This is a genomic window from Rahnella victoriana (genome assembly GCF_004330295.1).
GTDB lineage: Bacteria > Pseudomonadota > Gammaproteobacteria > Enterobacterales > Enterobacteriaceae > Rahnella > Rahnella victoriana.
In genome coordinates this window covers 24,413-38,143 of the sequence record NZ_SJOJ01000009.1, presented here as the reverse complement: position 1 = coordinate 38,143, position 13,731 = coordinate 24,413, and the positions used below count along the sequence as shown (strand labels likewise).

General features: G+C 54.2%; 11 protein-coding genes. 4 read left to right on the top strand and 7 right to left on the bottom strand.

The window, feature by feature from the left end; all coding sequences use genetic code 11:
* Positions 1–32: 32 nt before the first annotated feature.
* From EYY67_RS09335 to kefC, 3 genes are all read left to right on the top strand, one after another.
* Positions 33–2,624, top strand: a complete 2,592-nt coding sequence (locus tag EYY67_RS09335) for a glycosyl hydrolase family 18 protein (RefSeq protein ID WP_131693379.1) — start codon at positions 33–35, stop codon at positions 2,622–2,624.
* 117 nt (positions 2,625–2,741) lie between these two features.
* Positions 2,742–3,296, top strand: a complete 555-nt coding sequence (gene kefF, locus EYY67_RS09330; RefSeq protein WP_095925275.1) for a glutathione-regulated potassium-efflux system oxidoreductase KefF — start codon at positions 2,742–2,744, stop codon at positions 3,294–3,296.
* Positions 3,289–5,142 carry a glutathione-regulated potassium-efflux system protein KefC gene (gene kefC, locus EYY67_RS09325; protein ID WP_131693378.1) on the top strand — a complete coding sequence of 618 codons (1,854 nt, stop codon included), beginning with the start codon at positions 3,289–3,291 and terminating at the stop codon, positions 5,140–5,142. Before kefF ends, kefC begins: the two co-directional genes overlap by 8 nt.
* A 56-nt stretch (positions 5,143–5,198) precedes the next feature.
* Here the strand turns inward: kefC and EYY67_RS09320 are convergent, their stop codons facing one another.
* Positions 5,199–5,813, bottom strand: a complete 615-nt coding sequence (locus EYY67_RS09320) for a LysE family translocator (protein ID WP_095924615.1) — start codon at positions 5,811–5,813, stop codon at positions 5,199–5,201.
* Positions 5,814–6,226: 413 nt separating this feature from the next.
* Here EYY67_RS09320 and folA point away from each other — a divergent pair, with 413 nt between their 5' ends.
* A complete protein-coding gene (gene folA, locus EYY67_RS09315) occupies positions 6,227–6,712 on the top strand; it encodes a type 3 dihydrofolate reductase (protein WP_095924616.1) in 486 nt (161 codons plus the stop codon).
* A gap of 73 nt (positions 6,713–6,785) precedes the next feature.
* On the opposite strand, the gene apaH is transcribed toward folA, so the two are convergent.
* The 6 genes from apaH to lptD all read right to left on the bottom strand — a co-directional run bounded on the left by apaH (position 6,786) and on the right by lptD (position 13,596).
* Positions 6,786–7,640, bottom strand: coding sequence for a bis(5'-nucleosyl)-tetraphosphatase (symmetrical) ApaH (gene apaH, locus EYY67_RS09310; RefSeq protein WP_131693377.1), 855 nt, complete (start codon positions 7,638–7,640; stop codon positions 6,786–6,788).
* A gap of 5 nt (positions 7,641–7,645) precedes the next feature.
* Positions 7,646–8,023 (bottom strand): Co2+/Mg2+ efflux protein ApaG, encoded by a 378-nt coding sequence (gene apaG / locus EYY67_RS09305; RefSeq protein ID WP_112286979.1) that lies wholly within the window; start codon positions 8,021–8,023, stop codon positions 7,646–7,648.
* Between the two features lie 4 nt (positions 8,024–8,027).
* Positions 8,028–8,855 carry a 16S rRNA (adenine(1518)-N(6)/adenine(1519)-N(6))-dimethyltransferase RsmA gene (gene rsmA, locus EYY67_RS09300; protein WP_095924619.1) on the bottom strand — a complete coding sequence of 276 codons (828 nt, stop codon included), beginning with the start codon at positions 8,853–8,855 and terminating at the stop codon, positions 8,028–8,030.
* Between the two features lie 5 nt (positions 8,856–8,860).
* Positions 8,861–9,868, bottom strand: coding sequence for a 4-hydroxythreonine-4-phosphate dehydrogenase PdxA (gene pdxA / locus EYY67_RS09295; protein WP_131693376.1), 1,008 nt, complete (start codon positions 9,866–9,868; stop codon positions 8,861–8,863).
* A complete protein-coding gene (surA, locus tag EYY67_RS09290) occupies positions 9,858–11,153 on the bottom strand; it encodes a peptidylprolyl isomerase SurA (protein ID WP_095924621.1) in 1,296 nt (431 codons plus the stop codon). Before surA ends, pdxA begins: the two co-directional genes overlap by 11 nt.
* Positions 11,154–11,220: 67 nt before the next feature.
* On the bottom strand, positions 11,221–13,596 hold the full coding sequence (lptD, locus tag EYY67_RS09285) for an LPS assembly protein LptD (protein ID WP_095924622.1): 2,376 nt from the start codon (positions 13,594–13,596) through the stop codon (positions 11,221–11,223).
* Between the last annotated feature and the right edge of the window lie 135 nt (positions 13,597–13,731).

Genomic DNA, 13,731 nt, shown 5'->3' with positions numbered 1-13,731 from the left:
CTGTGCTTTCAGTCAAAAATGAGGAATCTCACATGTACAAAACACCTGTTACCCTTCTGGCGTTACTTATCGGCGCGGTTCTTGCGCCGGTATCACAGGCGGCACTGCCCGGAAAGCCGACCCTTGGCGCGGATGAAACCACCTTTGCAATCGTTGATATCAATCAGTCTGCCTCAGCCTATAACCAGCTGGTGACGGTAAAAAATGCGGCGGATGTGACGGTCACCTGGAATTTATGGACCGGCGACGCGGGCCAGACGGCCAAAGTTTTACTCAATGGTGCGCAGGTCTGGAGCGGCCCCTCCGGCGCGACAGGCAGCGCCACGTTTGCTGTCAATAAAGGCGGGCGTTATCAGTTACAGGTCGCCTTATGTAACAGCGAAGGCTGTACCACCAGCGATGCCAAGCAAATTGTGGTGGCGGATACCGACGGCAGCCATTTATTGCCTTTGACCAGCACGCTGAAAGAAAACAACCAGCCGTATAACAACAAATCCGGAAAAGTCGTGGGTGCCTATTTTGTTGAATGGGGTGTTTACGGGCGCGGATTCCCGGTAGATAAAATTCCTGCACAGAATCTGACGCACATCCTGTACGGCTTCACGCCAATTTGCGGCGGTGACGGCATTAACGACAGTTTAAAAAGCATCGAGGGCAGTTTTCAGGCTTTGCAACGTGCCTGTGCCGGACGCCAGGACTTTAAAGTGGCGATCCACGATCCCTGGGCTGCGGTACAAATGCCTCAGCAGGGTGTCAGTGAATATTCTGCGCCTTATAAAGGCAATTTCGGTCAGATGATGGCGCTGAAAAAGGCCTATCCCAACCTGAAAATTGTTCCTTCGATCGGTGGCTGGACGTTATCTGATCCGTTCTATTTCATGAAGGATAAGGCCAAACGGGATGTCTTTGTGGCCTCGGTGAAAGAATTCCTGCAAACCTGGAAGTTCTTCGACGGGGTGGATATTGACTGGGAATTCCCGGGCGGTGGCGGTGAGAACCCGGCACTGGGCAGCACGGCGGATGGCGAGACTTATGTGCAGCTGATGAAAGATCTGCGGACGATGCTCAATGAGTTATCTGCCCAAACCGGGAAAACCTACGAACTGAGTTCGGCGATCAGCGCCGGTCGGGACAAAATTGATAACGTCGATTACAGCGCCGCGCAGCAGTATATGGATCATATATTCCTGATGAGCTACGACTTCTATGGTGCTTTCTCCCTGACAACGCTGGGACACCAGACCGCCCTGTATGGCTCCGCGTCGAAACTCGATACCGATTACACCACCGATCACGGCGTTCAGGCTTTGTTAACTCAGGGCGTGACACCGGGCAAAATTGTGGTGGGCGCGGCCATGTACGGGCGCGGCTGGACGGGCGTTAAGAATATGCAAAATAATGACCCGTTCACCGGCACGGCCACCGGTCCGACCGCCGGAACCTGGGAGAATGGCATTCTCGATTACCGTCAGGTGGCGAAACTTAAAGCCAGCAGTGACTGGCAGTACAACTATGATGCGGCCGCTGAAGCGCCGTATTTATGGAAGCCATCCACCGGCGATCTGATCACTTATGACGACACCCGTTCCGTGATTGCCAAAGGGAAATATGTGCTTGCGAATCAGCTCGGTGGCCTGTTCGCATGGGAAATCGATGCGGATAACGGCGATATTTTAAATGCCATGCACGAAGGTTTAGGGGACGGCAGCGGCGGTGGTTCGACGAATCTTGCACCACTGGCGAACGCCGGGACAAATCAGAATGTGACCGGCCCGGTTAGCGTGACGCTTGATGGCGCGGCTTCCCGTGATCCGGAAAATGGCGCGCTGACCTATCTGTGGAGCAAAGTTTCCGGCCCGGCCGTGACGCTGACCAATGCCGATAAAGCCAAAGCGCAGTTTAGTGTGCTCAGCACCACGCAGGATCAGGTCTGGGTATTCCAGCTTAAAGTCACCGACCCGCAGGGGCTGAGTGCCACCGCGCAGGTTCAGGTGACAAACTCCGCAGTGCAGGCGAATCAGCCGCCGGTAGTGACGTTGCCAGCGACCATGACCGTGACGGCGGGGAACACCTTCGCGCTGGTGGCGCAGGCGACGGATGCCAACAGTGATCCGTTAACCTATCAGTGGACGCTGCCCGCCGGTCTGAGCGCCAACTCGCTCACTGCCAGTTCCATCAACATCACGGCACCCGCGGTCACCAGCAGCACGGTATATCCGGTCAGTGTGGTGGTCAGCGACGGAAAATCATCCGCCACGGCCAGCTTACAGCTGACGGTTATCCCGGAAAGTTCCGGCGGATGTGGCGTGACAACGGACCCGGCTGCTGCAAGCGTGCCTGCCTGGGTCAGCAGCAAAATCTATAATACGGGCGATGCGGTGAGCTATAACCAGCTGATATGGAAAGCAAAATACTGGACGCAAAACAATCCACCTTTACGCAGCAGCGATCAGTGGCAACTGGTCAGCAATGTCACGCTTCCTTACGACAATGCGGCGACCTACCTGCAGGGCGAAATGGCCACCTCTGGCGGCCATAACTGGAAAGCGAAAGTCTGGACACAAGGCGTTACGCCGGTTGCCGGTGACAACTGGCTGGATCTCGGAGCAATCAGTTGTCCGTAAATCCTGCGCGATAAATCAACAGGGCCAGATGGCCCTGTTTTTCATCGTATTTACGGCAGTTATTAATGTTAAAAATACTTTATGATGAATCCATATTCTGTCGATATGAGTTCACTGATGATTTTAATAATTTACGCCCATCCTTATCCGCGTCATTCAAGAGCCAATCAGGGGCTGTTGTCGGCAGTCAGTGATCTGCCCAACGTCGAAGTGCGTTCGCTCTACGACCTCTATCCCGATTTCAATATCGACATCGCCGCTGAACAGAAAGCGGTTGAACGCGCGGATTTGGTGGTTTTTCAGCATCCAATCCAGTGGTACAGCCTGCCGCCGCTGATGAAACTGTGGATCGACAAAGTGCTCGAACACGGCTGGGCGTACGGCCATGAAGGCAACGCGCTCAACGGCAAACATTGTCTGTGGGCGGTGACCACGGGCGGTAACGAGCATCATTTTGAGCTGGGCGATCACCCTGATTTTGACGTGCTGGCGCAGCCGTTACAGGCGACAGCCATTTATTGCGGTATGCACTGGCTGCCATATTTCGCTGTGCACAATACGTTTATTTGCGATGAGGCAGCGCTGAAAGCGGCGGGCGAAGAATACCGCCGCCGTCTGACCGCCTGTCTCAGCCTGAAAGAAGGCTGTCCGCCGGAGGTGAGTCTTGGATAATCATAACCTGATGATTGAAGGGCTGATTTATCTCGGCTCGGCGGCGCTGTTTGTGCCGATTGCTGTGCGCCTGGGACTGGGGTCGGTGCTCGGTTACCTGATTGCGGGCTGCATTATCGGGCCGTGGGGGCTGAAACTGGTCTCCGACGCGGAGTCGATTCTGACCTTTGCCGAAATCGGTGTGGTGCTGATGCTGTTTGTCATCGGGCTGGAGCTGGATCCTAAACGGCTGTGGACGATGCGAGCCTCGGTCTTTGGCGGCGGCAGCATTCAGATGGTTGGCTGCGGCGTGGTGCTCAGCGTGTTCTGTTATTTCCTCGGACTGGACTGGAAAATTGCGCTGCTGATTGGCCTGACGCTGGCGCTGTCCTCCACGGCGATTGCCATGCAGGCGATGAGTGAGCGCAGCCTGACGCCTTCACCGATTGGCCGCAGTTCGTTCGCCGTGTTGCTGTTCCAGGATATCGCCGCGATCCCGCTGGTGGCGATGATCCCTTTACTGGCGAGCACCGGTGACGCGACAACGCTGATGAGTTTTGGTTTGTCCGCCGCGAAAGTGGCCGGTGCACTGGTGCTGGTCATCCTGCTCGGACGCTATGTCACGCGGCCCTTGCTGCACTTTGTCGCCCGCTCCGGTATGCGCGAAGTGTTCAGTGCCGTCGCGCTGTTTCTGGTTTTCGGTTTCGGTATTTTGCTGGAAATGGCAGGCATGTCGATGGCGATGGGCGCGTTTCTGGCGGGCGTATTGCTGGCAAGCTCTGAATACCGTCACGCGCTGGAAAGCGATATCCAGCCGTTCAAAGGCCTGCTGCTCGGCTTGTTCTTTATCGGTGTCGGTATGTCGATCGACTTCGGCACGCTGGTCCATCAGCCGTTGCTGATCGCCACGTTGCTGGTCGGATTTATGGCGCTGAAAGCCGCTTTGCTGTGGCTGGTTGCGCCGTGGCTGGGTGTGCCGAAAAAGCAGCGCGGCCTGTTTGCCATTCTGATCGGGCAGGGCAGTGAGTTTGCATTTGTGATTTTCAGCACGGCGCAAATGGCGGGCGTATTGCCGGTGGAATGGTCGAAAGCCCTGACGCTGGCCGTGGCGCTGTCAATGGCCGTCACGCCATTACTGCTGGTGGTATCCGCACGGCTTGAGCGTAATGCACCGAAAGATGACCGTCCGCATGACACCATTGATGATGAAAACGCGCAGGTGATTATCGCCGGTTTCGGACGTTTTGGTCAGATTGCCGGTCGTTTGTTGCTGGCGAACAATGTGCACACCGTGGTACTGGATCACGACCCGGACCATATTGAAACGCTGCGTAAGTTTGGCACTAAAGTCTTTTACGGCGATGCCACCCGGGTGGACTTGCTGGAGTCGGCTGGTGCCGCGCAGGCCAAAGTACTGATTAACGCCATCGACGATGTGGAGGCGAACCTTCAGCTGACCGCACTGGCGAAAGAACATTTCCCGAACCTGAAAATCATTGCCCGTGCCCGCGATGTCGATCACTGGTATCAGTTGCGTCAGCTGGGCGTGGAAGCGCCGGAACGTGAACTGTTTGAAGGCTCGCTGCGCGTGGGCCGCGATGTGCTGGAAGCGCTGGGGCTGGATGCCTATGAAGCCCGCGAGAAAGCCGATCTGTTCCGCCGCTATAACCTGAAAATGCTGGAAGCGACGATCGAGAATTATGAAGATACCGAATTCCGTATCGCCAGCATGCAGCGTGCGAAAGATATGCTGACTGCCGCCATTGAGCAGGATCAGGAGCGTCTGGCTTCCGGTCAGCAGCAGGGCTGGCGCGGCAGTATCGACGGAAAAGCGCCGGAAAAAGAAGTGATTGAGGCGAAGGGATAAAGACGCGTAAAAACAGAAAACCGGTGCCTGATGCACCGGTTTTTTTCTTCCGGATATCAGCTCAGGGCGACTTTAATGCCCAGCCCAATCAATACCCCGCCCAGCAGTTTATCAATCAGTTTCTGTGCTTTCGCCAGACCGCGGCGCACCGGCGGGCTTTGGATCAGCAATGCCAGCGACGGCCACCAGATGACCGACAATCCGACGATAATCGAGGCGTACCACAGCTTCTCACCGAAGGTGGAATTGATCTGCAAGACCTGTGTGAACATCGCCAGGAAAAACAACGTCGCCTTGGGATTCAGCAGGTTGCACAGATAACCCTGCACGAACGCGGTGCGCAGTTTCACCTGCTGAGGTTCCAGACCATCAAGGTTCATCTTGCTGTTGCTGCGTGAGAACAACGCCTGAATCCCCACCCAGATCAGATAGGCCGCGCCGACATATTTCAGCAAATCGAATAACCACGGTGTGGTGGTGATCACCACCGCCAGACCCGCCACGCAGTAAGACATGTGCGTAATCACGCCACAAATCACACCGAGCGAGGTCATCAGTGCCGCGATACGCGGATAGCGGGCCGCATTTTTGATCACCAGAAAGAAATCAGGGCCGGGAGAGAGCATGCCGAGGAAGGCGATACTGGCAACAAAAAGGGTGGTTTCAAGCATGAAAATAACCGTCGTCAATGTTCAGAACAAAAGAAGGCGGCATGATACGCCAATCCTCCGTAAGTTAAATCACTCTTAGGGCTTTTTTTGCAGGCAGCTATACTGATCTTTCGCGCGGCTGTACCGTTATCGCCCCGGCGTGTAAGCCCCGTTGTACATCGCGGAGTGATAATGCAAAAGCCGGTGAGCGCAAGCAGAGTGATCCTCTGAATTATCCGCAATACTGCCGGTTTATGACCGTGATTTGGCGGATGGGCTGGTGCTTTTGAGGGGGAATATCCCGCACAGGTCATTGCTCTCTTATATCTTTGTAAAGCGTGAGTCTTCCTATCGACGGCTGATGGGGCTTTCCGTATAGTGGCAGCTCTTTTTTGGGGTCACGCACAAATTCCTTATCTACACAGGGCTTCACAATGATTATTAGCCTGATCGCCGCACTGGCGACCGATCGCGTTATTGGCATGGAAAACGCTATGCCTTGGCATTTACCTGGTGATCTGGCCTGGTTTAAGCGTAATACGCTCAACAAACCTGTCATCATGGGACGCAAGACGTTTGAGTCAATCGGACGCCCTTTGCCTGGCCGGCTGAATATCGTCATCAGTTCAAACCCTGGTGAGCATGACGGCGTGACCTGGGTAACCTCTGTTGACGCTGCACTGGCGGCTGCCGGTGATGTCGAAGAAGTGATGGTGATGGGCGGGGGACGGGTTTACGAGCAGTTACTGCCAAAAGCCAACCGTCTGTATCTCACCCACATCGATGCGGAAGTGGAAGGTGACACGCATTTCCCTGACTACGAGCCGGATGACTGGGAAAGCACCTTCAGCGAATTCCATGATGCCGATGAGCAAAACTCACACGGTTATTGCTTCGAAATCCTCGATCGTCGCGTCTGATTTCAGGATCGCGTAAAACAGAAAAAGGCACCTGTCACGGTGCCTTTTTGCTTTCTGAGGAACAGCGAGGGGGTTAAATCGCTTTCGGGATCTCAGCGTGTTCTTTTTCGCTCTGGCGGTTTGAAGGCTGAGTGAAATAGGTTTTGTCTTCCCAGCGCAACATCGTCAGATCACCGCCCCAGCAGCAGCCGGTATCCAGCGCATAAATGCCTTCCGGCGCCCCTTTTCCTTCCAGCGAGGCCCAGTGTCCGAAAGCGATACTGTAGCCCGCTTCCTGCAACGGACCCGGAATATCAAACCAGGGTTTCAGCGGTTTCGGCGCATTTTCCGGCACATCTTTGCAGATCATATCCAGCTGACCGTTCGGGAAACAGTAACGCATGCGCGTGAAGGCATTGGTGCTGAAACGCAAACGTGCCAGACCGGTCAGTTCAGGATGCCAGTTGTTCGGCATATCGCCGTACATTGCATCCAGAAACAGCGGATAGGTGTCGCTGCTCAGCACAGATTCCACTTCACGGGCGCACATCTGTGCCGTTTCAAGATCCCACTGAGGCGTGATCCCGGCGTGCGCCATGACCAGCTTCAGTTCCTCGTCTACCTGCAACACCGGCTGACGGCGCAGCCAGTTGATCAGCTCATCCGCATCCCCGGCTTCAAGCAGCGGTGTGATGCGATCTTTCGGCTTGTTGAAACTGATGCCGGCGTACACGGCCAGTAAATGCAGATCGTGATTACCCAACACCATACGCACGGCGTCGCCCAGGCCGCTGACAAACCGCAGCACTTCGAGAGAGGACGGCCCTCTTGCGACCAGATCGCCGGTCAGCCAGAGCACGTCATGTTGCGGATTAAAATCCACCTGCGCCAATAGCGCCTTGAGTTCATCGATGCAACCGTGAACGTCACCAATAAGATATGTCGACATGAGGATTAATTGATCAGCGTAGGGATGGCGAGGCGGAAGACCGGAACCGGCACACGGAAGGCTTCACCGTCTTGTGCGACCATTTCATAGTGGCCTTCCATCGTGCCCAGCGGCGTTTCTAAAATCGCGCCACTGGTATAGTGAAATTCATTGCCAGGCAGGATCAGCGGCTGTTCGCCGATGACCCCTTCACCCTGGACTTCAGTCTGGCGGCCATTACTGTTGGTGATCAACCAGTAACGACGCAGCAGTTGCACGTTAAAACGCCCCAGATTGCGGATGGTGATGGTGTAAGCGAAGACAAAACGTTCTTCTTCCGGTATCGACTGTGACTCAACGTAGATACTTTGCACCTGAACACAAACACGGGGCGAATTAAGCATAACGCTACTCCTGAGGTTCCGGATTCTTAGGTCGTGTGGATAACCAGTTAGCCAGTTTACAGAATTGCTCTACAGAAATATTTTCAGCACGCATGCTGAGATCTAAGCCCAGTTCGGTCATTTGTTCCGGAGTGAACAGGTGGCCGAGGCTGTTGCGCACGGTTTTACGACGCTGGTTAAAGGCGTCAGTCGTCAGGCGGCTCAGAATGCGAATATCCGGTACCGGATACGGGATCACTTCATGCGGCACTAAACGCACCACGGCGGATTCGACTTTAGGCGCCGGTGTAAAGGATTCAGGTGGCACTTCCAGCACCGGGATCACGTTACAGTAATATTGCGCCATCACCGTTAAACGACCATACGCTTTGCTGTTCGGGCCTGCAACCAGACGATTAACCACTTCCTTCTGCAACATAAAGTGCATGTCTTTGATGGCGTTGGTATAGGTGAACAGGTGGAACATCAGCGGCGTAGAAATGTTGTACGGCAGGTTACCAAAAACGCGCAGTGGCTGGCCGAGTTCTTCAGACAGTTCGCCGAAATTGATTTTCATTGCATCGGACTGGATGACGCGCAGCTTGCCCTGAAACTTAGGATTATTTTCCAGGCGCGTAGCCAGATCGCGGTCGAGTTCGATCACCGTCATGCTGTCCAGACGTGAAGCGACCGGCTCAGTTAATGCCGCCAGACCCGGACCGATTTCAACCACAGCTTCGCCCGGCATAGGGTGAATGGCCGATACGATGCTGTCGATAACAAACTGATCGGTTAAGAAGTTTTGCCCAAAACGTTTACGGGCAAAGTGACCTTGGTGGACTCTACTATTCATTGTTGTTATTTATCGTTGCTGTTATTTGCCATGTGGATGGCGAGATTTATTGCTGTCTTGAAACTGCCCGCATCAGCGGTGCCGGTAGCGGCGAGTTCAAGGGCGGTACCGTGATCAACGGAAGTCCGGATAAAAGGCAGGCCAAGCGTGATATTCACTGCGCGACCGAATCCCTGATATTTTAGCACCGGAAGGCCCTGATCGTGATACATCGATAAAACAGCATCGGCATGTTGCAGATATTTAGGCTGGAATAACGTATCAGCGGGCAGCGGGCCGATGAGATTTATCCCTTGCTGGCGCAGTTCGTCCAGTGCAGGAATGATAATGTCGATCTCTTCGTGCCCCATGTGGCCACCTTCGCCCGCATGTGGATTCAGACCACACACATAAATTTGCGGCTCGGTAATACCAAATTTCGTTTTCAGATCATGATGCAAAATGGTGATCACTTCATGCAGGCACTGGCGCGTAATCGCACCCGGCACGGCCAGTAAAGGCAGGTGCGTGGTCGCCAGCGCCACACGTAATTCCTCTGTCGCCAGCATCATCACAACACGGTCGCAATGGCTGCGGTCAGCAAAGAATTCGGTATGGCCGATGAAGGGAATGCCAGCATCATTGATAATGCTTTTTTGAACCGGACCTGTGATCAGCGCCGCGAACTCGCCGTTAATGGCACCGTCGCAGGCTCGCGCCAGCGTTTCTACCACATAGGGCGCATTGGCGACATCGAGTTGTCCGGCGGTGACCGGAGCGGCGAGCTTAACGGGTAATATCGTCAATGTTCCGGCGGCCTGTGGCTCTGCCGGTCTGCCTGACTGATAATCGCGCAGGCGGATCGTCAGACCCAGTTTAGCGGCCCGTTCAAGCAGTAAGGCCGGATCGGCACATACCACTAACTCAACAGGCCATGCCTGCTGAGCCAGCGCCAGTACCAGATCCGGCCCAACCCCGGCTGGCTCGCCGGGGGTGATGACCACAGATTTTGTCACGGAAGTATTATTTTCCATTACCATCCATAATTTTCACATAAGCTTCAGCACGTTGTTCCTGCATCCAGGTCTGCGCTTCTTCTGCAAATTTACGGTTGAACAGCATGCGGTAAGCACGTTCTTTCTGAGCAGCATCGGTTTTATCAACCTGACGGGTATCCATCAGCTGAATCAAATGCCAGCCGAACGACGAGTGAACCGGTGCGCTCATTTCACCTTTTTTCAGGTTCATCAACGCATCGCGGAACGCCGGATCGTACATGTCCGGAGACGCCCAACCTAAATCGCCGCCCTGATTGGCAGAACCCGGATCCTGAGAAAGCTGTTTCGCTTCATCCGCGAAGGTGGCTTTGCCGCTCTTAATATCCGCTGCAACCTGTTCCAGTTTGGCACGCGCCTGCGCATCGGTCATGACGACAGAGGGTTTCAGCAGGATGTGACGGGCATGCACTTCAGTCACCGAAACGGTTTTGTTATCGCCACGGATATCATTCACTTTCAGGATGTGGAAACCCACACCTGAGCGGATCGGGCCGATAACCTGACCTTTCTGCGCGGTGCTTAATGCCTGCGCAAACAGGGAAGGCAGTTCCTGCAATTTGCCCCAACCCATGTTGCCGCCTTTCAGCGCCTGGGAATCGGCAGAGTAGGTGATGGCCAGCTTGCCGAAATCCGCACCGTTGTTCAGATCGGTCACGATTTTCTTCGCCAGTTCTTCCGCAGCATCAACCTGATCCTGCGTCGGGTTTTCCGGCAATGGCAACAGAATGTGGCTGAGGTTGAATTCAGCACTGCCGCCGTTTTGTGCCGCGACCTGTTTAGACAACTGATCCACTTCCTGCGGCAAAATGGTGACGCGACGACGGACTTCGCTGTTACGTACTTCGCTGATGATCATTTCCTTGCGGATCTGAGCGCGGTAAGTGTTGTAGTTCATGCCGTCGTAAGCCAGACGGCTGCGCAGCTGATCAACAGAGATGTTGTTTTGCTGTGCGATACCGGCAATGGCTTTATCCACATCCTGATCGGTCGGGGTGATGCCCATACGGCTGGCCATCTGTAACTGGATTTGATCCATGATCAGACGGTCAAGGATCTGGTGACGTAATGTCGCATCATCCGGCAGCTGTTGTTTAGCCTGCTGAGCCTGCTGTTTCACGGAATTAAACAGACTGTCTACGTCACTTTGCAGCACCACGCCGTTGTTCACGACGGCAGCAACTTTATCAACTTCCTGAGGGGCTGCAAACGCAGTGCTGGCACAAAGCGTCACGCCGAGGAGAAGTGTTCTCCAGTTCTTCATACTTTTTCCATTTGTCTAATCCGCAAGCGCGGGTTTCAAGTTCACTGAGTTTAAATTGTCGTCGGGTCTAGAAAGCGCGTTGATAAGGCAGTATGCCGCTGGCCAACATTTCTTTCGTTCCGAGGGTTTGATTGTTCCCAAGGCCTCTAAGTTCAATATTGAATCCAATCTTATTGTCATACTTACTTTCTGACTTCACAGAATCGTAGTTGGTGATCTTACGTTCATAGCCAACATTGATAGCCCAACAGCAGGTGTTGTATTGCAGACCAATCAGCTGGTCAGCCGGTTGCTGTGCTTTGGTATCGTAATAATAGGCACCGACAATGGCCCAGCGGTCAGCAATCGGCCAGCTGGCGATACCACCGACCTGAGAGATACCGTCCTGATAACCCGGATGTCTGACGCTTGGCAATGTCGCCTGGATATATTCCGGGCTGGCGTAACGATAACTCAGCTGGATCATTTTCTCTGAGTCAGCACGGTATTCGAGCACCGCATCGCCCAGGGAAACCGCATCGAGACGGGTATCGTATTGAATACCGCCACGGATGCCCCAGAAATTATCGATTTTGTAGTAGGTGTCACCGGCCCACACCAGGCTGCCTGTGTCATCATTTTTATCCAGCACGCTGTCCTGATCGCCGGTACGCGGCGGCTGGAAGTAATAAATCTGACCGGCCGAGGCGTTAAAGCGTTCTTCCAGATTGTCGTCGTAAATACGGGTGGTTAAACCACCGGCCACCTGGTTCGCTGAGGCGATACGGTCAAGGCCACTGTAACTCTTATCACGGAACAGACCGGTATAGTCGGACTGCAACAGGGTCGAGTCATAGGTATTGATCGAGCTCTGGTTACGGTACGGGATGTACAGGTATTGCACGCGCGGTTCGAGCGTCTGGGTATAGTCTGCGTTCCAGTCCATTGACCGGTCGAAGACCATTTTGCCGTCACTTTTAAACTCAGGCATCACACGGTTCACGGAGGAACGCAGTTTGGTGTCCGGATTATCCTCGTAATAATTGTCAGGAATATCCTGCTGATAGTGGGTCGCCATCAGCTTCACTTCGTTATCCAGACTTCCCCAACCGTTACTGAGCGGCAGGCTGAGCGTCGGTTCGAAGTGCGTTCGCACCGCTTCCGGGTTATCCGGGTTAACGCTGGTGAATTTCACCGCCTGACCATAAAGGTGCAGGTCGAACGGACCCAGGTCATTTTTGTAATAGTTGATGTCCAGCTGTGGCTGCGCACGATAGGCGTTCTGGTTACCGGCGTTCGAGAACACCTGGAACTGTTTACTGGCCAGCGTGACATCCCAGTTCTCATTGGCGTAACCCACGCTGAATTTCTGCGTGGCGTAGCCGTCCGTACTGGAACCGTAGGTGGAATCGAAATCGGTGAAGTAATACGGGTCGCTGACCTTGGTATAGTCAACGTTGAAACGCCACACCTTGTCGTAGACACCGGCATGACGCCAGTAGTACATCCAGCGCTTGGTGTTATCGCTGGTGCGGTTTTCATCATCCACAAACTGCTGATCGATTTTCTTATCGTTACCCAGATAATCGAACTCCATCAGACCGGCACCGGCCACAGTCAGATAACGGAATTCATTCTGCAATTGCAGACCACGGGTACTCATGTAGTTCGGAGTAATGGTGGCGTCGTAGTTTGGCGCGATGTTCCAGTAAAACGGAACGGTGGCCCCGAAACCGTTATTGCTGCTGTATTTGGCGTTCGGGATCAGGAAACCGGAACGGCGGCGGTCACCAATCGGTAACTGCATATACGGGCTGTAAAACACCGGCACCGGGCCGATGTGGAAGCGGGCGTTCCAGATTTCCGCCACTTCTTCCTGACGGTCCTGGATCACTTCTGAGCCGACAACGCTCCAGCTGTTATCACCCGGCAGACAGGTGGTAAAGGTGCCGTTGTCCATGATGGTGTAGCGGTTGTTGTCACGCTGCTTCATCTTGTCAGCATCACCACGACCCTGACGTCCTACCATCTGATAGGTACCGTCCTGTACATCGGTATCTTTGGTGGTCAGGTTGGCAAAGCCTTTCGGGCCATTCAGCTTGATCTGGTTATCGTTATAACGCACGTTCCCGGTCGCCGTGGCGGTACGGGTAGGTGTCGGCTGATTGGGATTGGCGATTTGATTGAGCTGAACCTGATCGGCATCCAGCGTGCTGTTGCCCTGGACAACATTGACGTTGCCGCTGAACAGTGCGCTGTCAGGATAGTTGCCGGTCGCCTTATCGGCGTTGATGGTGACAGGCAGTGAATTAGGATCACCCTGCACCAGAGGTTTGTCATAGGTCGGAACGCCGAGCATACATTGCGCTGCAAGGTCGGCCATTGCGCCGTGACTGTACAATACTGACCAGATTGTGGCGGCCAGCATTGTCGGTAAGCGTGTTTTCAGACGTCTGTTTTTCATACGTAAAATGGTGTTCCGTCATCAGAGGCATCATGCCGGCAAACGGTCAGAGACTATCTCACTCATCATGGTTGCGCTAGTGTTAAATCCCACCGGTTACGTTGCCGCCGTTAGGCACAACGATAAATGCCGGTT

Coding starts and splice junctions, on each gene's coding strand:
- EYY67_RS09335 (WP_131693379.1), top strand. CDS start 33: ATGTACAAAACACCTGTTACCCTTCTGGCGTTACTTATCGGCGCGGTT.
- kefF (WP_095925275.1), top strand. CDS start 2,742: ATGATTTTAATAATTTACGCCCATCCTTATCCGCGTCATTCAAGAGCC.
- EYY67_RS09320 (WP_095924615.1), bottom strand. CDS start 5,813: ATGCTTGAAACCACCCTTTTTGTTGCCAGTATCGCCTTCCTCGGCATG.
- folA (WP_095924616.1), top strand. CDS start 6,227: ATGATTATTAGCCTGATCGCCGCACTGGCGACCGATCGCGTTATTGGC.
- apaH (WP_131693377.1), bottom strand. CDS start 7,640: ATGTCGACATATCTTATTGGTGACGTTCACGGTTGCATCGATGAACTC.
- apaG (WP_112286979.1), bottom strand. CDS start 8,023: ATGCTTAATTCGCCCCGTGTTTGTGTTCAGGTGCAAAGTATCTACGTT.
- rsmA (WP_095924619.1), bottom strand. CDS start 8,855: ATGAATAGTAGAGTCCACCAAGGTCACTTTGCCCGTAAACGTTTTGGG.
- pdxA (WP_131693376.1), bottom strand. CDS start 9,868: ATGGAAAATAATACTTCCGTGACAAAATCTGTGGTCATCACCCCCGGC.
- surA (WP_095924621.1), bottom strand. CDS start 11,153: ATGAAGAACTGGAGAACACTTCTCCTCGGCGTGACGCTTTGTGCCAGC.
- lptD (WP_095924622.1), bottom strand. CDS start 13,596: ATGAAAAACAGACGTCTGAAAACACGCTTACCGACAATGCTGGCCGCC.